Raw genomic sequence first — 18,055 nt, forward strand, 5'->3', positions numbered from 1 at the left:
CCGCCCCGTGGTGGCGGGGCGGCCCCTGGAGTGCGTGTGGCGGGCGGTCAGGCTAGAGCTTCAGGCCTCGGTCACGGGCCCACCGGGTGGCGAAACTGTCGAGCTCCGCACCGGTCATGCGCAGTTCGCGACCGGCGCCCTGCGGCTTGGAATCGCCGACGATGAACGCGTCCGTTTCAGCCAGTGGAGTGGTGGTGACACAAGTTTCGTTGTCGCCGCCCAGATTCCCGCCGCACCAGTTCCTGGCGGGGGTGTCTGCGGCTGCAGGCATCTCGTACAGGTTCATAGCCAACCTCCGGGTTCATCCGTTGTCGGAGAAGCGGTCTCCGCGCCGTCGTGCACCCGTTCCGATCGCCCGTGGCCGGGACGGGGCCGTGGGGCCCTTGCCGCCGGAGACTGCCGCTGCTCCAGCGGGAGGGGCGCTGAGGGTGCGGCCCTGACCCGAAGCGGCCGCCGTGGGGCCCCTGATCACCGGGGCAGGTGGCGCCGGTCAGCGGCTGCGGCGTGCGCGGTTGCCGCACGCGGCATGCATGCGCCCGGATCTGGTGGCGCCGCCGGACGGGCTCAGCTGGTCGTACGGGACGGTCTCATCGCCGTCCGCAATGGGTTTGTCGCAGACCAGGCACATCGTGATCCCCGACAGGGTCTCGTAGTGGTCGCACAGCGCGAGCACGGAGCAGGCGAGCTTCTTCACGCGCTCGTGTTCGCCTTGCAGCCCGGGACGCTCGATCAGGCCGAGTCGGCGCTGCGCCTCGGCGACTCCGGCCATGGCCACGATCACGACCACTTCTTGCGGCCGGCGCGCGGCATGCTGTCCGATCTGGTCGATCAGCTGCCACAGGTTCTGGCTGAACTCGGTGCTGTGCTGTTTCAACTCCCCGTGGCGCAGGAGCACATCCCCGGCGCGAATGAAGTCGTGCGCCTTACCGCGCATCGCCACCGTGTCCAGCGGCGCCATCTCTGCATGAGGGCTGATGGCGGTCACCGCACCGCACCCACCTTGGTGTGCCCCGGGCAGGCACAGGGCGGGAGCTGGGTACCGAGTCCCTGGAGGGGCGGTACGTAGTCGTGCGGCACGCTCACACTGGCGCGCGGCGCGGTCACGATGCCCTCGGGGGTGACCGTATAGACCTTGATCGTCATCTTCGCACCGTGTGTGCTTCTCTGAGGCCGGGCGGTACCGTGCATTGGGTCGACGCTCCCTCGCTGGGCGTTGACGTGCCCCCGGTCGTGGACGCGGCCCGGGGCGCTTGAATTGGTGGGTTGTCCGCACCCGCAGAGTGGTCGGTGGGTGCTGGTCTCCGTGTTCCTACGGTTCCAAGAAGGACATTCCGCGTCACGGGCAGCCGTGCCCAACTTTCTTGGACGCCGCTATACGCCGCGACCTGCGGCAACTCGCACTTTTGGGCAACCCGTTGGGCAGTGTGCGGACCCAGCTCGGGGCGCTTGTCACTCAACTGGGCGACGTCGCCGCTACCTTGGGCCCACGACGCACCACAGGGAGCTTGCCAATGAGTGCCCCCGCCAAGCCCGGCTCCAAGCAAAACCGGGAGGCCCTGCGCCACAACATGACCGCCGCCGGATGTACGGCCGCGGACATTGCCATCGAGATGCGCACCCGCTACCGGATGAGGCCCCGCGAGGCTTGGCGCCACGCCCGTGGCTGGACTCTCCACGAGGCGGCCGACCGGATCACGCAAGCCAGCGTGCACAGCCCTGGGGAGGCTGTCGCCGCAGACGCCTCACTCGTCGGCAAGTGGGAGAAGTGGCCCGGCCCATCGGCGCGCCGCCCCAGCACGGCCGTGCTCTTCGCCATGGCCACCGCCTATGACTGTCGGGCCACCGATCTCCTCGACCTTGAGGACCGGCGAGCCTTGCCGGATGCCGAACTGCGGTCCCTCACCAGCCCGCAGCCGGAGACCTTGCCCGCCGCTGTTCCGGCTGCCCCTGCTCCTGCCACCCCGTCCGGACCGGACCTCGTACACCTGGCCGCCGACGAGTCAGCGACCTGGGCGCAGTGGGCCGAAGCCTCGAACGTCGGTGACATCGCCATCGAGCAACTCATGGCCGAGACGCGTGCCCTGGCCGCCGACTACCTCACATCGGACCCGATCCTGCTGTTCAACCGCACCCGGCAGCTGCGCGACCGGACATTCGCGCTGCTGGAGGGGCACCAGTACCCGCGTCAGTCCGCCGACCTGTACATGGTGGCCGGATACCTGTGCGGGCTCCTCGCCTGGATGTCGTCGGATCTCGGCCAGCTCCGCGACGCCGACACCCAAGGCCGCACCGCTTGGCTGTGCGCCGAGCTGTCCGGTCACAACACGTTGCGCGCCTGGGTGCTGTCCACCCGCTCGAAGATCTGCTTCTGGGACGGCCGTCTCCGGGACGCCATTGCCTACGCGCGCCGGGGGGCCACCTGCCAGCCGACCGGAACTGTGGGCGTCCTGCTGGCTTGTCAGGAGGCAGACGCCTGGTCTCAGCTCGGTGCCCACGAGGAGGCGGTGAACGCCCTCTCCCGCGCCGAGGACGCCCGAGACTCGGTCGTCGACATCGACGACATTGGCGGCCTCTTCTCCTGCCAGCCTGCACGGCAGGAGAACTACGCGGCTGCCGTGCGCCTGCGCGTCGGCGAACCGGCCGAAGCGCTGCGAGCGGCGGACAACGCCCTCACTCTGCTCACCACGCAGCCGGTCCGGGCGTACGGCACGGAGGCGCAGATCCACATCAGCAAGGCGGCGGCGCACCTGGCCACCGGTGAGGCCGAAGGGGCGCTGGATGCTCTCGCCCCGGTACTCGCCCTCCCTCCAGACCATCGGCTCGCACCGGTCACCATGCGGCTGCGCGAGCTGACAGCCGTCCTGGGCCGCGGCCCGTCCGCCGGCTCGGTCAGGGTGGGCCTGCGCGGCGCGATCGAGGAATTCTGCCTTTACTCGGCTCCACGGCAGCTCGCACTCTCGCCAGGGAAGGACGCCGCCTGATTGGATCTCGGGTCATGACATCCGACACCGAGACCATGCGGAACCACTGGTGGTGGCGGCCCGGCTGGAGCGTGGGTCGGCGCTTCTACACCTGGCACCTGACGTTCGAGCAGCAGGACGACGTGCACCGCCTCGCTGCCGAGTACCGGGCCGCCCTGGCACCGCTCGGCGATGCCTTCACCCCGATCCCGGACCAGTGGCTGCACCTCACCATGCAGGGCATCGGCTTCGTGGGCGAGTCCAAGGAGAAGGACGTGGACTCGATCGTGGCGGCAGCAGGAGAACGCCTCGCCGACATCCCGGCCTTCGACGTCGAGATCGGCCCGGCCGTCATGGACCCGGAGGCGATCCTGCTTCACGTCCACCCGGATGAGCCGGTGCGCCAGGTGCGCAACAGTATCCGGGCGGCCATCGGCGATGTCCTCGGGGAGGCACCGGAGCGCGCCGAGGGATTCATCCCGCACGTCTCCGTGGCCTACAGCGCCGCCGACGGCCCGGCCGCGCCGGTGGCGGCCGCGCTCGCCGGCCTCGACTTCACGCCCGCGCGGGCGCGGATCACCAGCGCAGAGCTGATCGTGCTGCACCGCGACCGTCAGATGTACGAGTGGGAGACGTTCGCCAAGGTCCCCTTGGGCTGACCGAAGGGCGCTGTCGTCGAGCCCGCACCGCCGACCCCGCCACAGAACCGCCCCGCCATCCGACCGGAAACCGGCGGCGACCAGGGCAGGTCCGGACGCACATGCGCCCGGACCGTGTTCGTGGGCCCCGGCGTCGCCGGCTACCCCACCGCCGCCGCCCGCGCCCCCCTCACCGCCGCCCGCGGCAGGAGGTCGTCGACCGGGGTCCAGGGGTGGGAGTGGGCCAGGGCGCGCAGGGTGGTGCGGAGTTCGGCCGCGAGGCGGACGGCGTCGGAGCGGTGCAGTGCCGAGGTGGCGAAATCCAGGGCCAGCAGCGGGCGTTCGCGCCAGCGCAGCACCGTCAGGGCCGCGTCGGCGGTGGCGCCGCCCAGGTGGCCGTGGTGGAAGCGGGCGGTCAGGCCGCCGGCCCGCACGCTCGTGGGCAGCAGCTCGTCGTGGGCCGCGAAGGTCACCCGGGTCGGCGCCGCCGGCCGGGACGGCGCCTCGGGCAGCCCGAGTTCGCGCGTCAGCCAGGCGGCGTCGACCTCGGCGTACGCGAGCGCCTCACTGAAGGCGCAGGCAAGGCCCCGCAGGAAGTAGTCGGTCGTGGGCTCCACCTCGCAGCGCACCGGCAGCGTCGCCGTGCAGGGCGCCACGGTGCGCAGCAGCGCGGCCGTGGGCCGCAGCGGCATCTCCGTGCCGACCAGCAGCCGGTCGACGCCGGCCCGCCTGCCCAGGGTCAGCACCCAGGCCGCCAGTACGACGGTGCTGTGCGGCACACCGGCCCGCCGGGCGGTCGCGTCCACCGCGTCGCGCAGGTCCTCGTCGATCCCGAACGACAGCCGTTCACCACGGAAGTCGAAGTCCTCCGGCCGTCCGACGGCTGTCGGTGCCGCCCCGGCCGGCACGTCCCGCAACTGGCCGGCGCGCTCGGCCGTCAGGGCGCGCAGCGCGCCCGAGCGGCGCAGCGACTCCGCACGCCGGGCCACCGGGTCCGGGCCGGGCGCGACCGTCCGGGCGGGCGGGCGGCCCGTCGAAGTGCGGCCGTAGTCGTCGAGCAGCTCCTGCCAGACGAGCGCCGCGGACCAGGCGTCCGCCACGGCCTCGTGGTGGAGGAAGGACAGCAGTTGGCGGCCGGACCCGAGCGGGGTCAGCACGAACGCCAGCGGGGGGCGGCCCGGAAGGCCCGCCAGTTCCTGTACGTCCGCGGCGAGGCGCGCGTGTACGGCGGCCACCGCGTCCTGCGCCGGGCGGGGCGTCACCCGCTCCAGCGTCACCAGCGGTATCGGGCAGTCGGCGAGCACCCGGCGCACCGGACCCGTGGCGGACGGCGTGAACACGGTCCGCAGCCCCTCGTGCCGGGCGCCGAGCGCGTCCAGCGCCGTACGCAGCGCCGCCGGTTTGAGCGGTCCGGAAAGCTCCGCGCTCAGCACGCGGTACGCCGCGCGCGCCGGCCGGCCCGGCGCGAGGGCCGTGCGCTGCTGCGGCAGCACCGGACCCTGCCAGGGCCTCGGCCGCTGCTCGGGGGACACGGCCGCCACCGGCACCGCCAGGGCCAGCACCTCGGCGAGCGGGGCGGGCCCCAGCAGCAGCGCCAGGTCCAGGGAGAACCGCAGCTGTTCTTCGGCGCGCGCCTGCAGTCGCATCGCCTGCTCGAGGGTGCCGGCCAGCGTGATGAAGGGGGAGCCGGCGGCTTCGGCCGGCAGGGTGCGCGGGTCGTGACCCATCACGTCGGCGGCCAGGTCGAGCAGTGCCTCCAGGGAAGTCCGCATCGGCATCGGATGGCCCTCTCTGTTGGCCCTCTCTGTGGCGGTCTTGCCGCGATCGTGCCGACCGCACCTCGAAGGCCGCTCGAGCATCCGTGCAGAAAGCCCGCCGAACGCACGGAACTTGCCAAAAGCAGGGACCCTATCATCGCTAGCTAGAGTTTCGGCGAAATGCTAACGTGGGGTCATGACCCCCCGAGAGCGCCGCCTTCGCGAGCAGGCCCAACGGCACCGGCTCATTCTCGCCACGGCTCGCGAGATGGCCGAGGCGGAGGGCTGGGACAACGTCACCACACGGCGCCTCGCGGACCGTATCGAGTACAGCCAGCCCGTGCTCTACCAGCACTTCAAGAACAAGGACGCCATCATCCACGCGGTGGCGCAGGAGGGGCTCGCCGAACTCGCCACGGCACTGCGCGCCGCCCGCCTCGGCGTGGACGACCCGCACGAGGCGCTGCGCGCGGTCGCCCGCGCCTACGCTGACTTCGCCGTCCGGGGACCGGTCCTCTACCAGGCCATGCTGGTGCTCGAGGCGGGCGCCGCACCCCCGGACGGCGAACCGGCCCCGCAGCCGCTGCGGGAGGTCCTGGGCGAGATCGAGGAGGTGGTCCGGCCCCTCGCCGGCGACCGCGACCCCCGCGTCCTGGCGGAGGTCGTCTGGAGCGCCTGGCACGGTCTGGCCACGCTCACCCACGGCGGCCGGCTCGGCCCGGAGGCCACGCCCGAGCGGCTGGCAGTCCTGGCCGAGGTACTGACCGGCCCCGCCGCGCAGCTCGCCTGAATGCAGCCGGCGGGCAGGTCGCCTGAATGCAGCCGGCGGGCAGGTCGCCTGAATGCAGCCGGCGGGCAGGTCGCCCGAACTCGCAGGGCGGGCAGGTCCGTTCGGCTCAGACCGAGGTCTTGGCCGGCTCGGGCTCCTCGGACGGCGGCTTGGCCATCGACTCGTTCAGCCGCTTGCCCAGCAGCACGAACAGCAGGATCAGCCCGACGGTGAGCAGGATGTGCCCGAGCCCCGCGATCAGCGGTACGGCCTCCGGGACATGGTCGCCGAGCACGGTCAGGCAGCCGTGGACGCCCATCATGGCCGTGCTGATGGCGATCCCCACGTTGTAGAACCAGAAGAACGAGTTGAACAACCGCGTCCCGGACAGCTGGAACTGCTTGTCCAGGGCCAGCACGATCAGGAAGCCCAGCATGCCCAGAGCCAGCAGATGGGTGTGCATGAGGGCCAGCTGAGTGTCCCCCGTGAAGTCGTTGGCCTTCGTGAATTCCCGGTAGAACAGCCCGGAAACCACTCCCACGATCATGTAGACGTGTGCTGCGTAGTACGACTTCCGCATCGCGGCGCTCGCTCCTTGGGTCGTAAGGCGTGCCGACTGCCGTCATTCAAGCACCCGGTGACTGCCCATCGGCCAACCACCCGAACCACCTCCAGCACCCGTCATCCGATCCTCGATCGATCCTGTAGCGAGCCCGTGGACCGGCGAACCCGCCTCGGCAGGCCGGACGCGAGACGTGATCGGAGCCGGATCGGAACCCGCTCGAGCGGGCGGGACGTAGCCCCGTGACGCGTCTACGGTGACGCATGCCCAGGGGGAGGAGGCAGCCATGGACGAACGGCACGCCACTTTGCACGTCCTGCCCCCGCTCGGCGAGCCCGCCCCGCTTCCGGAACCCCCGGAGCCGGCCCCCGCTCCCGCCGCCGCGGCGGCGCGCCCGGTACGGGTGCACATCCTGGGCGCCGACCCGCTGGCCCGCACCGGCATCCGCGCACTGCTGGAGGGACACCCCGGCATCACCGTCACCGGCGAGAGCGCGCCCGGACCCCAGCTGGGCCTCACACTGCGCTCACTGCGCCCGCAGGTCCTCGTCGTACACGGCCCGCTGACCGTCGAACAGTGCGCGCGGCTCGCGCAGGACGCGCCGGAGGGCCTGCCGGTCCTCGTCGTCGGCGGCGAGGAGGAGGAGGACCGTGGCCCGGTGCACGGACACCTGCCCGGCACGACGACGTCGCGTCAGCTCGCCGCCGCGGTCGTGCTGGCCGCGGCCGGCTACACCCTGGTCCCCGCGGAGGAAGGCCGCTCGCGCCCTCGCGCCCGTGTCTCCAGCATCAGCCCCGAGGAGCTCACCCAGCGCGAGTGCGAGGTCCTCGAACTGCTGGCCCGCGGACTGTCCAACGGCGAGATCGCCCGGTCGCTCACCCTCTCCGAGCACACGGTCAAGACCCATGTGCAGAACATGCTGCACAAGCTGCGGCTGCCCAACCGTGTGCACGCGGCCATCTACGCCTTCGAGACCGGGGTACGGCGCCCGGTCTGACCGTACGGCTCCCCCGAGGCTGCTATGTCGTGTCAAGCCGCTTCAGCGAGTTCTTCAACGTTGCCGAGTCGGTTCCGGTCGTCGCGCTCAAGGATCTTGAAGATCTGGCGGCAAATCCCGCCAGCGCCGCCATGTGGGAGTCACAAGTGCTCGCCCACGTACGGCGCACGGGCGCGGACCCGACGTACGACGACATCCCGGACAAGGTCGTCCAGCCCCAGGTACAGGGGCCGGACGCGGCGCTGCGGCTGGCCGCGCGCCGCAAGGGCACCCTGCGTGCGGGACTCGAGAAGCGCTACCACGACCTGGAGAAAAGGGTCGACCAGTTCCAGCTGCTGCTCAGATTCTGACCACCGTCACGTTCAGATAGTCGAGGCTTGCCTGCAGTCACGCGGTACCCGCCGCTACCCGAGGAACGACAGGCGTACCTGACATCATGATCGGCGTCCACCAACCTTCGTTAGGGCAAGCCCGACCCTACCGATACGCCTCCCGGGGCTGTCTCAACCGAGGTCTCGCAGGAGCCGACGGCTGCGGGATCACCCACTGTGCTCTCGGTCCGGCGCGCGATGCTCTCGAAGGCGTCGAGTGTCTTCCGGTCATGTGGACCGAACCAAGCTCACGAATGCGCCGCTCGGTCTGTCGAATACGGCCCAGAAGCCGGTATTCACGTGGGGCAAGGCGGCCCCCGCCACGATCTGGTGCTCCCGCGCAGACTGCTCCTTCATCCGGCTACGGAGCCCGGCTGCTCAGCGGCGTGCCGGGGCGCGCATCATCAAAGGAGGGAAGACCATCGACGAGGAGTTGCGATGAGGTTGTCGTTCCTTGACCCCCTCTACGCGGAGCCGGGCCCGTTCGCCTCCGTGTACTTGGACACCTCCCGAAACGTCGCGCATCCCGAGCGGGCGATCGCGCTGCGCTGGCGGCGACTGCGCGAGAGTCTGTCCCGTCAGGGCTCGGACCGGGCGCTGCTGAACGTACTGGAGGAGGTGGTCGGCGCCGACACAGAGGTGCCGGGGGTGCACGGTCAGGCCGTCTTCGCCACCCACGGCACGGTCGTCCTGGACGGGGAGCTGCCCAGGCCGCCCGAGCACGACTCCGCGCGCTACAGCACCCTGCCGCACGCGATACCCCTGGTCACCCAGCACCTTCCGGAGATCCCCTACATGGCCGTAGTCGTCCACTACGGCGGCCTTCCGACCGCCGAGACCCACGGCTGGGTAACTCTGGAGGCGGAAACCGGCACCTGGCCCGCGTCCACCGTCATCCCGGGTGAGCGGCTGCACCGCAGGGTCGCGGTGGCGACCTGGCACCGCACCTCCCTCCGGCTCGGCCACCGGCTGGACGAACGGGCGCGGCGCGCCCATGCCGACGCCGTCGTCGTGGGCGGGGACGAGTGGGCGTGCAACGTACTGATCCGCCGCCTGCCGCACACCCTGCGGGACAAGGTCGTACGCGTGGGCGGCCGGACCCACACCGACACCGGACGCGCCCTGTTGGAGCAGCAGCTCGATGGCGTCTTCCGCGGCCGCATGGCCGCGCACGACCGGGAACTCGTGGACATCTTCATCGGCCGGCGTGCCCTGGCCGGACCCATGACGGAGGGGCTGGCCGCCACCGTCGCCGCCCTCCAGCGTGGCCAGGTCGCGGCCCTGCTGCTGAACCGGCCGCCAGGGTCTTCGCTGCTGCTCTGGGCGGGCTCCCAGCCTACTCAGCTCGCCCTGACCGAGGCGGAGCTGATGTCCTTCGGCGTGCGGGCCCCGCGCGAGGAACGCGCCGACGAGGCCCTCGTCCGGGCCCTCGTCGGCACCGGTGCCGAGCTGGTCGTCGTACCGGAGAGCGAGCTGAGGCTGTACGAGGGCGTGGGCGCCCTGCTGCGGTACACCGACCCGGGGACCCCATCCTGACGCCGACGCTGCGCCACGACGTGCATCGGCACACGCTGGCCGAGTCCGTACGGTCCGGCCGTGCGGCTCACATCGCCCTGGTGGAGGTCCGGGCCGACATCAACCGTGGACTTGCCCTGCACGGCGGACTGCGGCGGGAACGGCGGCACGAGGTGGTCGAAGAAGCCGTCGTTCTCTCGTGATGAACAGGGCCGTCTTGCTCCACACCTCCGGGCCGGAGGTGAGCGCATCGAGCACCGGGGAGATCTACCAAGCAGCGTAGTTGGCGGGCCAGCCGCATCCGAGGTGAAGAACTTCCGAAGAACCACAGCACCGGGCCGTCCTCCAGCAGCACCGCGGAGCCGGCGTCGGCGCGGTGGGTGGCGAGAAACGCGTTCGGGTGAGGGCGTGGTGACGTGATCAAGGGCGAGAACGGGGGGGCAATGGCGGGCTGCACGGAGTGGGTTCGACGGACTTCCGAGACCAGCACCAGGGCCACGGTCACGGCACCGTGGCCGGTGCCGGCTCGTACACGGCCGAGCACGGCATCCCAGCTCCCCCCGCTGGTGCGGGGGTCAACTGCACGCTATCCGCGGGCAGTTAAGCGACTGCAAATGACGTATAAAGTACCCACGGGTGCGTGGCCCCACGTTTCAGCGGATGGCGGGGATGACGCCGGCGGCCTCCAAGCGTGCCGGATCCGCCCGGAGTATGGCCTCGTGGGCGAGGCGCAGGGTGGGCCCCGGCTCGACACCGAGCTCCTCTTTGATCATCCGGCGAGCGCCGCGGTATGTCTCCAGCGCGTCCCCCTGACGGCCTGCCCGGTACAGGGCGACCATCAACTGGCGGTAGAAGGGCTCCCGCAACGGATGCCTGACGAGGAGGCCCTTCAGGTCCTCGATCACCTCGTGATGGCAACCGAGTGCCAGCGCGGAGTCGATGCTCAGCTCGGTGCAATTCAGCCGCTTTTCCTCGTGCACGGCCGCGAACGATTCGATGTCCAACGACCCTTGAATTCCCTCCAGAATAGGCCCCCGCCACAGCAACGACGCCCTGCGGAGAAGTTCGGAGGCATGCAGAAAATCGGCCGCGCCGTATCGTTCTCGGCCACGAGTGTAGAGCACTTCGAATTCTTGGAAATCTGTTGTGGCGCCGCTCACATCGAGGATGTATCCCGGCGATGTCGTGGCGATCGGAGACGTTCCCCTGGGTCCGTTCAGGATTTTCCGCAACTGTGAGACGTACACGCGCAGACTCGCGGAGGCGCAGCGCGGCGGACCCTGCTCCCAGAGTTCCGCCACGAGCTTCTCCCCCGGTACGGTCTTGCCCGCCCTGATCAGCAGCAGAGCGAGCAATTTGGTGAGCTTGGGCTGCTCGGGCGTCAGGTCGACTCCGCCACGGGTGACCCGCAGCCGCCCCAGCAGCTCGTAGCGGAGCGCAAGGTCGGCCTGTAAACAGGGCACGGACACGACAACCCCCCGAATGCGCGAAACGCATTCAATTAAGATTCCGGTTCCCCCGCTCGGCCCCAGGCATGGGGCCCCATATGGACAGCAGTTTACTGCTATGCCGTGCAGCATATGCGAGGTCGTTGCATGTTGCCAGTGCGTTCCGTTACACAGCCATTAAGGAGAATGACAATCTGAAGGCCCGGATACGGGCGGCCGGAGAAATATCCACCGCCGCCTACCGGGTGGCCGAACGACATTCAGCCAAGAGCCCGGCCCGCCGGTGAGCGGGCCGGGCTGTCCGGGCCGAGAGCATGCTTGCGTCTGCGCAGCCGGTCGGGCGGCCGCCTGTCAGGCCGCCGCCGGCCGGTCCACCCCGAGTGTCTCCAGCAGCCAGGAGAAGAGCCGCTCGTGGAACAGCCGCATCGCACCCGAGTGGCAGTGCGCCCCACCCCCCTCGTCGGCCGTGAACACATGCAGCGTCTTGGGCGAGTTGAGCCCTGTGTACACCTTCTTCGCGTGCTCCAGACCGGCGAAGAACAAGTCCTCCTCCGCGTCGAGGACGAGCACGGGGCTGCGCACTTGGCCGATCACCTCCGACAGACCGAACGCGGTCAGCATGCGCAGCAGTTGGGACGGGGTGTCGGCGCCGAAGGTCCACAGCGTCTGCCGCAGCAGCCAGCGGGTGAAGGTCTGCCGGGCGGCGATCCCCCACATCACCGGGTCGGCGAAGTCGTCGCATCCCCGCTCGACCCACTCCAGGACAAACGGCGGCAGCCCCACGACGTCGCCCAGCTGCCAGACCGCGTCATGGGCGACGCAGCCGGCCAGCCGGTGCTCGAACGCCGCGGCCCGCACCGCGAGCAGGCCGCCGAGGCTGGTGCCCATCAGCGTCAGACGGTCGGGGTCCACGCCGGGCAGGGACAGTGCGTGGTCCACGACCGGCGTGACCACCTTCTCCCAGTCGGGGCGGAAGACCAGCCCCTGCTCGCGCAGGACCGACCCCTGCCCGGGCCCCTCGAAACACAGACAGTGGTACCCGCGGGCGAGGGCCGCCGCCGCCACGAAGAAGTAGCCCTCCTCGACGGTGGAGTCGAGGCCGCCGTGGTGGATGATGGTCGGCTTGGGCTCGCCCGAGTCGTCCGCCCGGTAGAAGTAGGCGGGCAGTGAGGTGTCCTCGTAGGGGATGCGGACGAACTCGGGCGGCCGGTCCATGAGTTCGGCCGCGTTGGCGAAGGTCTCCCGGGACAGCCGCATCAGTCGCAGGGCCTCCGGGTCCCGTGGTTGTTCGCGCTGGAAGAACTCGGCGGTCCGGTAGTAGTTGTGCGCCCGCAGCAGGGCGGAGCGCGCGTCGACGATGCGGCCCTCGTCGCGGGCTGCGGTGCCCAGCCGGTGGACGCGTTCGGCGAGAGTGGCCCACGCGTGCCGCCAGGCTTCGGTGTCGCCGTCGGGGATGTGTGCGGCGACTGCGACGACCTCGCCGAGCTGCGCACCGCCGTAATCGGCGTAACCGGCGGTGCGCAGCGCCTGGTAGTCGAAGGCGGGGTCGTCGAAGAGGAACTTCATGACAGCGGCTCCTGTGGTGGTGGGAGGTGATCCGGTGCCGTGCCGGGGCCTGTCCCGGCACGGGTGGTGCGGGTTCCGTTCAGAAACGTGTCGACGATCGACTCGGCGAACGCCACTGATTCCACAGGGCGTTGACGAAGGATCAGCCGAGCGGCCATCGGACCGGTGAGCAGTTCGACCGCGTCGTTCAGGTCGAGGTCGGCGCGCAGCTCACCGCTCGCGACGCCGTCCCGCAGCGCCCTCAGCATGGCTTCGCGTCGTGCGGCGACGACGGTGTCCTCGAACCTCTCGACCAGCTGCGGGCGGCGCACGGCCTCGCCGAGCAGGCTGCCGATCAGGCGGTGCAGGTTGGTGTCCTGGCCGCGGTGGCGCAGCTGGTCCACCAGGGCCACCAGCTGGTCCCGCAGGCCGAGTCCTTCCAGCGGCGGCACGGGGAGATCGAGGGTGCTCAACGCGGCCAGCACCAGCTCCTCCTTGTTGCGCCAGCGGCGGTAGATGGTGGCCCGGGCGACGCCGGCGCGGTGGGCGACCAGGTCCATGGACAGGTCGCCGAAGCTGCATCCCTCGCTGAGCAGGCCGAGCGTGCTGTCCAGGATCGCCCGGTCGGCGGCGGGGTCGCGTTGGCGGCCGCCCCGGGGAGTGTGTCCCTGGGCAGCCGCCGGACGTTCGACGTGTGGCGGCATGCGGTTCAGACCTCCGTGGTGTGGACCTCTTTGTTGGCGGTCGGCTCTTCGGCGCCGGGCGTCCCGGCTGCCGTACGGGAAGGCAGGAGCAGCAGGCAGACGAGGGCGCCGAGGACGGTGACGCCGGCGGCGACGAGGGCCGTGAGGTGCATCGCGGACACGAACGCGTCGACGGCGCGGGCCGCGAGCGCGGAGCCGGGCGCCCCCAGCTTCTCCGCGACGGTGAGGGTGGCCGCGACGGACTCCCGCGCCGTGTCGCGGACCGGGGCGGGCAGCGGCGTCAGGTGGTCCTCGACCCGGGAGCGGTAGGCAACGGAGAGCACCGAGCCGAGGACCGCGACGCCGAGGGCGCCGCCCACTTGCCGGAAGGTGGTGCTGACCGCCGCTCCGGTACCCGCGCGGTCCCGGGCTACGGCGGACATCGCGGCGGATGTCGCGGGGGGCATGACGCAGGCGATGCCGATGCCCATGACGAAGAGGATGGACTCGATGACCCAGACCTCGGTGTGTTCGTCAATGGTGGCCACGGCGAGGAAGGCGAGCGAGGCGAGCAACATGCCGCCGGCACACACCGGCCGGACCCCCACGCGCTTGGCGGCGAGCGTGGCCGGCGGCGAGAACGCCAACTGGGCCACGGCCAGGGGCAGCAGCAGGCAGCCGGCCTTCAGCGGGGTCCAACCACGGACGCTCTGCAGGTAGAAGACCAGGAAGAAGGTGGCGCCGAGCAGGGCGAAGAAGACCAGGCCGATCACGGTCACGGCGGCGGAGAAGCGGCGGTTCCGGAAGAGGGCGAGGTCCAGCGCGGGGCGCGCGCTGCGGCGTTCCCAGAGAGTGAAGAGAGCCAGGACGGCGAGGCCGCCGAGCATCGGCCCCCAGACCGTGGCGTCCGCCCAGTCGTCCGACTCGCCGCCCTTGATCACGCCATACACCAGGACGGTCAGGCCGGCCACGGAGAGGACGACGCCGAGGGGGTCGAAGCCGGTGCGCTCGGGATCGCGGGACTCGGGTACGACGAACAGGGTGGCGACGGCGCCGATCACGACGATGGGCAGGTTGATCAGGAACACCGAGCCCCACCAGAACCGTTCGAGCAGGGCACCGCCGGTGATGGGCCCCAGCGCGACGGCGAGTCCGGCGGCGCCCGCCCAGACGCCGATGGCCTTGGCGCGTTCGGCGGGCGGGAAGACGGCCATGATGATCGCGAGGGTGGCGGGCAGTACGAGGGCGCCGCCGACGCCCAGCCCGGCCCGGGCGATGATCAGTTCGTCGGCGCTGTGGGCGTAGGCGGACCACAGGGAACAGCCGCCGAAGACGACGAGTCCGGCGAGCAGTGTGCGTTTGCGGCCGCAGCGGTCGGCGAGGACGCCAGTGGTGAAGAGCAGGGCGGCGAAGACGAGGGTGTAGGAGTCGATCGACCACTGCAGCTCGCTCTGCCTGGCCCCGAGGCCGACGGGTGCCGGCTCGGCGAGTGTCTTCAGGGCCACGTTCAGGATCGACGTGTCCAGGACGACGAGGAGGAGGCTCACCAGCAGGACCGCGAGGACGCGCCACCGGTGCGGGTGCGCGGTCTGCGGGGTGTGCTCGGCGAGCTTGAGGCGGGGCTGAGATGTCACGGATTCCGCTCCTCGAAAGGAAGAGGGGTGCGTGAGCCGAGTGCCGTTCTACTGCCGTGTTTTGTCGACGCTAGACCTGGCGGGCAATCGAGTCAACGGTGTATCGAAACATCGTTGACTCGATTGCCGGCTCCCGCTGGGGCGCACTTCCACGAGCCGTCACGGGCCGTCCGGTCCCGGCGCGCGGCCGAAGAACCGCCGTGCGGGCGGGCGCCCTGACAGTCGGCCACCGCCTTTCGATCCCGGACCGTTAACGAAAGACCGTCGTACAGTGCGGCGCGCAGTCGGCCTACCCGCCTTCCGGGCCCAGCGCGCTGGTGACCACGAAGCGGCCCGCGACTTGTTCGCAGCGCAGGTGCCAGCCTCCTGCCGTTCCGTCCAACCGCCAGCCGCCGTCCCGCGGTTCGGGCCGGGGGCGCAGGCGGGAGAAGTCGTGCGCCAGGCCTACGCCGAGTGCCTTCGTGTAGGCCTCCTTCAGTGTCCACAGGCGTACCAGCCTCAGGTTCCGCTCGGCCGGCGGCAGCCCGCACAGTTCCGCCAGTTCTTCCGGGTGGCAGAACCTCTCGGCGAGTCCGGGTGCCAGCAGGGGGCGGTCCGAGGCCTCGACGTCCACGCCGATCCGGCGGCCGCGGGCGACCCCGACCACCAGCATCCCGGCTGTGTGGCTGATGCCCACATCCAGTCCGGCGGGCCGGTGCAGGACCGGGCGCCCGTGGCCGTCACGGCCCACGACCACCCGGTCCGGTGCGGTGCCCGCCACGACGGCCACCGCGTGGCGCAGCAGCAACCGGGAGCCCAGAAGCCTTGCCCGTACGAGGGGTTCGCGCGCCGTCCGGTAGCGCGGCCAGTCCGGGCCGAGCACCTCACGCACGGCCGGCACCATCTCCCCTCCGCTTCCCCAGTCGTCCAGCCGGCCGTGGCAGACCGCGTATCCGTGCCGCAGCACGGCCTCATGGACCGCGCGCCAACCCACCGCGGCCAGAGGGCCAACAGGGAGCGGTCTCCCGTCAGTTGGGGAACCTCCGGGAAGCGGCCCCCCATCAGGTAACGAGCCCCCGGGGGCCGCCCCCTCGAATGCCGCGTCCGAATCCACCATCGCCGTCTCCTTCGTCACCTCGGTAGGCACTGCGTGCCAGCACTGACTGTGCCAGTTCGCGCACCCACCGTTGTATCCGCTCGGACAACGACCGCCCCGAGGACCCCAAACCCGGGACGTGCGCACCAATTTTCGCTTTACGTCTCCTTTTCACGGCACCTCAAGGCTGATGTCACCGGTGGCACGCGGTGCCTCCCCAAGGTTCCACACCGCACCAGTACCAACCGCGGAAAGGACAGCCTGTGCCTCACCAGCCTGACCCCCGAACGTTGACGGACGCCGTACGAGCCGGCGTGGAACGCCATCCCGACCGTGCCGCCTTCGTGTACCTGCACGAGGACGGCCTGGGGATGAGGCCCGAGGAGCTCAGTTACGCCGAACTGGACCGGCGGGCCCGCGTCGTGGCCGCCCGGCTGCGCCAAGCGTCCAAGGGCGACCCTTCTCGCCCGGTCCTGCTGCTCTACCCGCCGACCCTGGACTTCGTCACAGCCTTCCTGGGCTGCTTCTACGCCGGCCGTACGGCCATTCCGGCCCCACTGCCCGACGAGCCCGGCGAACGGCTGGCCCGGGTCAGCGGCATCCTGCGCGACGCCAAGGTGGGAGCGGTCCTGACCCTCCCCCAGTACCGGCAGGCCATCAGCGCCTGGCTGGCCGCCTCGGGGGAGCAGGACGTGGTGTGCCTGTCAACCGGCGCCGACGAGGACGACGGCACCGATCCCGACCTGTGGACCCCGCCCCGGGTACGCGGCACCGACGTGGCTTTCCTCCAGTACAGCTCCGGCTCCACCAGCGAGCCCAAGGGCGTGATGGTCACGCACACCAATCTCGCCGCCAACCAGGAGGCCATCCGTTCCGCCATGAAGACGCCGCAGGGTGTCGTGGCGGGCAGCTGGCTGCCGCTCTACCACGACATGGGGCTCATCGGCATGACGCTGCAGCCGCTATGGGTGGGAGGCACCAGTGTGCAGATGTCACCGATCTCGTTCATCAAACAGCCGGCGCGCTGGATACGCATGATCCACGACTACCGGGTGGAGGGCACCGCCTCGCCCAACTTCGGCTACGAGCTGTGCGTCCGGCGCGTCTCCGAGGAGCAGTCGGCGGGGCTGGACCTGTCCAGCCTGCGGGTGGCGCTCAACGGGGCCGAGCCCGTGCGCGCTGACACCCTGCGCGCCTTCGTCCGGCGCTTCGCCGGCAACGGACTGCGCGCCGAAGCCGTACTGCCCTGCTACGGCCTGGCCGAGAACACGCTGCTGGTCTCAGGCAACGACCCCGACTCGCCGCACCTGGAACTCGCCGTCGACGCCCAGGCCCTGGAGCAGGACGAGCTGCGTCCCGCCCGCACCGACCGCCCGAGCCGCACCCTGGTCAGCTGCGGCCGCCCGAAGGACACCGAAGTGCTGATCGTGGACCCGATGACCCTGCGGGTGCTGCCCGGCGGGCAGGTCGGCGAAATCTGGCTGCGCGGACCGTCGGTGGCCGCCGGCTACTGGAACCGGAGCGAGCTCACCGCCGAGACCTTCCGGGCGGTGACGGCGGACGGCCGGGCCGGCTGCTTGCGCACCGGCGACCTCGGGGCGCTGCGCGACGAGGAGCTCTATGTCACCGGGCGGATCAAGGAGATGCTCATCCAGCACGGCCGCAACCTCTACCCGCAGGACATCGAGCAGGCCGTTCAGGAGTCCGGGGACGCGTTCCGGCGTGGCGGCGGCGCGGTGTTCAGCGTCACCGACGAGGCGTCCGAACGCGCCCACGTGGTCGTGGTGCAGGAGCTCAGGGCCTGGGCGACCAGCGACGAGGAGGCCCTGGCCCGCCTCGCCGCCTCCGTGCAGGCGCTGCTCAGCCGCCAGTTCCAGCTGCCCGCGGTGAGCGTGGTGCTCGTACGGCCCGGGGTGATCCGCAAGACCACCAGCGGCAAGACGCAGCGCACGCTCATGCGGCGGCTCTTCCTCGACGGCGGCCTGCCCGTGCTGCACCAGCGCCTGGCACCCGCGGTCGTCGCCCTGCTGCCCGCCACGGACGCGGCACCCGCGCCCACCGCCGCCGTGTCTCCCCGCCCCTGAGATCCGCGTCCGAGATC

The 18,055-nt window shown here is 70.9% G+C and carries 17 protein-coding genes and 1 pseudogene; 7 read left to right on the top strand and 11 right to left on the bottom strand.

Annotated elements, in window-relative coordinates:
* Positions 1 to 52: 52 nt before the first annotated feature.
* The 3 genes from Q8A52_RS43105 to Q8A52_RS43115 all read right to left on the bottom strand — a co-directional run bounded on the left by Q8A52_RS43105 (position 53) and on the right by Q8A52_RS43115 (position 1,143).
* Positions 53 to 286, bottom strand: coding sequence for a DUF397 domain-containing protein (locus Q8A52_RS43105; protein ID WP_316762706.1), 234 nt, complete (start codon positions 284 to 286; stop codon positions 53 to 55).
* A 204-nt stretch (positions 287 to 490) separates the two neighbouring features.
* Positions 491 to 985, bottom strand: coding sequence for a DUF6415 family natural product biosynthesis protein (locus tag Q8A52_RS43110; protein ID WP_316762708.1), 495 nt, complete (start codon positions 983 to 985; stop codon positions 491 to 493).
* Complete coding sequence (locus tag Q8A52_RS43115; protein ID WP_316762711.1) at positions 982 to 1,143, bottom strand: hypothetical protein; 162 nt, start codon at positions 1,141 to 1,143, stop codon at positions 982 to 984. Before Q8A52_RS43115 ends, Q8A52_RS43110 begins: the two co-directional genes overlap by 4 nt.
* Positions 1,144 to 1,511: 368 nt before the next feature.
* Between Q8A52_RS43115 and Q8A52_RS43120 the strand changes: the two genes are divergently transcribed.
* Positions 1,512 to 2,981: an XRE family transcriptional regulator gene (locus tag Q8A52_RS43120; protein WP_316762714.1), complete on the top strand. Its 1,470-nt coding sequence runs from the start codon at positions 1,512 to 1,514 to the stop codon at positions 2,979 to 2,981.
* Positions 2,982 to 2,995: 14 nt separating this feature from the next.
* On the top strand, positions 2,996 to 3,619 hold the full coding sequence (locus Q8A52_RS43125; RefSeq protein WP_316762716.1) for a 2'-5' RNA ligase family protein: 624 nt from the start codon (positions 2,996 to 2,998) through the stop codon (positions 3,617 to 3,619).
* Between the two features lie 140 nt (positions 3,620 to 3,759).
* On the opposite strand, the gene Q8A52_RS43130 is transcribed toward Q8A52_RS43125, so the two are convergent.
* Complete coding sequence (locus Q8A52_RS43130; RefSeq protein WP_316762718.1) at positions 3,760 to 5,376, bottom strand: condensation domain-containing protein; 1,617 nt, start codon at positions 5,374 to 5,376, stop codon at positions 3,760 to 3,762.
* A gap of 175 nt (positions 5,377 to 5,551) precedes the next feature.
* On the opposite strand from Q8A52_RS43130, the gene Q8A52_RS43135 reads away from it, so the two are divergent.
* Positions 5,552 to 6,145 (top strand): TetR/AcrR family transcriptional regulator, encoded by a 594-nt coding sequence (locus Q8A52_RS43135; RefSeq protein ID WP_316762722.1) that lies wholly within the window; start codon positions 5,552 to 5,554, stop codon positions 6,143 to 6,145.
* A 106-nt stretch (positions 6,146 to 6,251) separates the two neighbouring features.
* Here the strand turns inward: Q8A52_RS43135 and Q8A52_RS43140 are convergent, their stop codons facing one another.
* Positions 6,252 to 6,704, bottom strand: coding sequence for a DUF2871 domain-containing protein (locus Q8A52_RS43140; RefSeq protein ID WP_316762725.1), 453 nt, complete (start codon positions 6,702 to 6,704; stop codon positions 6,252 to 6,254).
* Between the two features lie 268 nt (positions 6,705 to 6,972).
* Here Q8A52_RS43140 and Q8A52_RS43145 point away from each other — a divergent pair, with 268 nt between their 5' ends.
* The 3 genes from Q8A52_RS43145 to Q8A52_RS43155 all read left to right on the top strand — a co-directional run bounded on the left by Q8A52_RS43145 (position 6,973) and on the right by Q8A52_RS43155 (position 9,590).
* The gene (locus Q8A52_RS43145) at positions 6,973 to 7,683 is read left to right on the top strand and encodes a response regulator transcription factor (RefSeq protein ID WP_316762728.1); all 711 of its coding nucleotides are present in this window, start codon (positions 6,973 to 6,975) and stop codon (positions 7,681 to 7,683) included.
* Between the two features lie 29 nt (positions 7,684 to 7,712).
* Positions 7,713 to 8,033, top strand: a complete 321-nt coding sequence (locus Q8A52_RS43150; protein ID WP_316762731.1) for a hypothetical protein — start codon at positions 7,713 to 7,715, stop codon at positions 8,031 to 8,033.
* A gap of 459 nt (positions 8,034 to 8,492) precedes the next feature.
* Positions 8,493 to 9,590, top strand: a complete 1,098-nt coding sequence (locus tag Q8A52_RS43155; RefSeq protein ID WP_316762732.1) for a baeRF2 domain-containing protein — start codon at positions 8,493 to 8,495, stop codon at positions 9,588 to 9,590.
* An 11-nt stretch (positions 9,591 to 9,601) separates the two neighbouring features.
* Here the strand turns inward: Q8A52_RS43155 and Q8A52_RS43160 are convergent.
* From Q8A52_RS43160 to Q8A52_RS43185, 6 genes and pseudogenes are all read right to left on the bottom strand, one after another.
* Positions 9,602 to 9,863: pseudogene (locus tag Q8A52_RS43160) on the bottom strand (alkaline phosphatase family protein); the annotation flags it as partial.
* A 359-nt stretch (positions 9,864 to 10,222) separates the two neighbouring features.
* The gene (locus Q8A52_RS43165; protein WP_316762735.1) at positions 10,223 to 11,038 is read right to left on the bottom strand and encodes an AfsR/SARP family transcriptional regulator; all 816 of its coding nucleotides are present in this window, start codon (positions 11,036 to 11,038) and stop codon (positions 10,223 to 10,225) included.
* 330 nt (positions 11,039 to 11,368) lie between these two features.
* On the bottom strand, positions 11,369 to 12,583 hold the full coding sequence (locus tag Q8A52_RS43170; protein WP_316762739.1) for an alpha/beta hydrolase family protein: 1,215 nt from the start codon (positions 12,581 to 12,583) through the stop codon (positions 11,369 to 11,371).
* A complete protein-coding gene (locus Q8A52_RS43175) occupies positions 12,580 to 13,266 on the bottom strand; it encodes a TetR/AcrR family transcriptional regulator (protein WP_316762742.1) in 687 nt (228 codons plus the stop codon). Before Q8A52_RS43175 ends, Q8A52_RS43170 begins: the two co-directional genes overlap by 4 nt.
* Positions 13,267 to 13,271: 5 nt before the next feature.
* Positions 13,272 to 14,879, bottom strand: coding sequence for a DHA2 family efflux MFS transporter permease subunit (locus tag Q8A52_RS43180; protein WP_316762745.1), 1,608 nt, complete (start codon positions 14,877 to 14,879; stop codon positions 13,272 to 13,274).
* Positions 14,880 to 15,168: 289 nt separating this feature from the next.
* The gene (locus Q8A52_RS43185; protein WP_316762748.1) at positions 15,169 to 15,825 is read right to left on the bottom strand and encodes a 4'-phosphopantetheinyl transferase family protein; all 657 of its coding nucleotides are present in this window, start codon (positions 15,823 to 15,825) and stop codon (positions 15,169 to 15,171) included.
* Positions 15,826 to 16,268: 443 nt separating this feature from the next.
* Here Q8A52_RS43185 and Q8A52_RS43190 point away from each other — a divergent pair, with 443 nt between their 5' ends.
* The gene (locus tag Q8A52_RS43190; protein WP_316762751.1) at positions 16,269 to 18,038 is read left to right on the top strand and encodes a fatty acyl-AMP ligase; all 1,770 of its coding nucleotides are present in this window, start codon (positions 16,269 to 16,271) and stop codon (positions 18,036 to 18,038) included.
* Positions 18,039 to 18,055 lie beyond the last annotated feature (17 nt).

The organism is Streptomyces herbicida (assembly GCF_032656585.1).
Lineage (GTDB): Bacteria > Actinomycetota > Actinomycetes > Streptomycetales > Streptomycetaceae > Streptomyces > Streptomyces herbicida.

Excerpts from the sequence above, each read along its gene's own strand:
- Q8A52_RS43175 (WP_316762742.1), bottom strand. The coding sequence starts at position 13,266 with ATGCCGCCACACGTCGAACGTCCGGCGGCTGCCCAGGGACACACTCCC.
- Q8A52_RS43115 (WP_316762711.1), bottom strand. The coding sequence starts at position 1,143 with ATGACGATCAAGGTCTATACGGTCACCCCCGAGGGCATCGTGACCGCG.
- Q8A52_RS43135 (WP_316762722.1), top strand. The coding sequence starts at position 5,552 with ATGACCCCCCGAGAGCGCCGCCTTCGCGAGCAGGCCCAACGGCACCGG.
- Q8A52_RS43130 (WP_316762718.1), bottom strand. The coding sequence starts at position 5,376 with ATGCCGATGCGGACTTCCCTGGAGGCACTGCTCGACCTGGCCGCCGAC.
- Q8A52_RS43170 (WP_316762739.1), bottom strand. The coding sequence starts at position 12,583 with ATGAAGTTCCTCTTCGACGACCCCGCCTTCGACTACCAGGCGCTGCGC.
- Q8A52_RS43105 (WP_316762706.1), bottom strand. The coding sequence starts at position 286 with ATGAACCTGTACGAGATGCCTGCAGCCGCAGACACCCCCGCCAGGAAC.
- Q8A52_RS43140 (WP_316762725.1), bottom strand. The coding sequence starts at position 6,704 with ATGCGGAAGTCGTACTACGCAGCACACGTCTACATGATCGTGGGAGTG.
- Q8A52_RS43155 (WP_316762732.1), top strand. The coding sequence starts at position 8,493 with ATGAGGTTGTCGTTCCTTGACCCCCTCTACGCGGAGCCGGGCCCGTTC.
- Q8A52_RS43145 (WP_316762728.1), top strand. The coding sequence starts at position 6,973 with ATGGACGAACGGCACGCCACTTTGCACGTCCTGCCCCCGCTCGGCGAG.
- Q8A52_RS43120 (WP_316762714.1), top strand. The coding sequence starts at position 1,512 with ATGAGTGCCCCCGCCAAGCCCGGCTCCAAGCAAAACCGGGAGGCCCTG.
- Q8A52_RS43125 (WP_316762716.1), top strand. The coding sequence starts at position 2,996 with ATGACATCCGACACCGAGACCATGCGGAACCACTGGTGGTGGCGGCCC.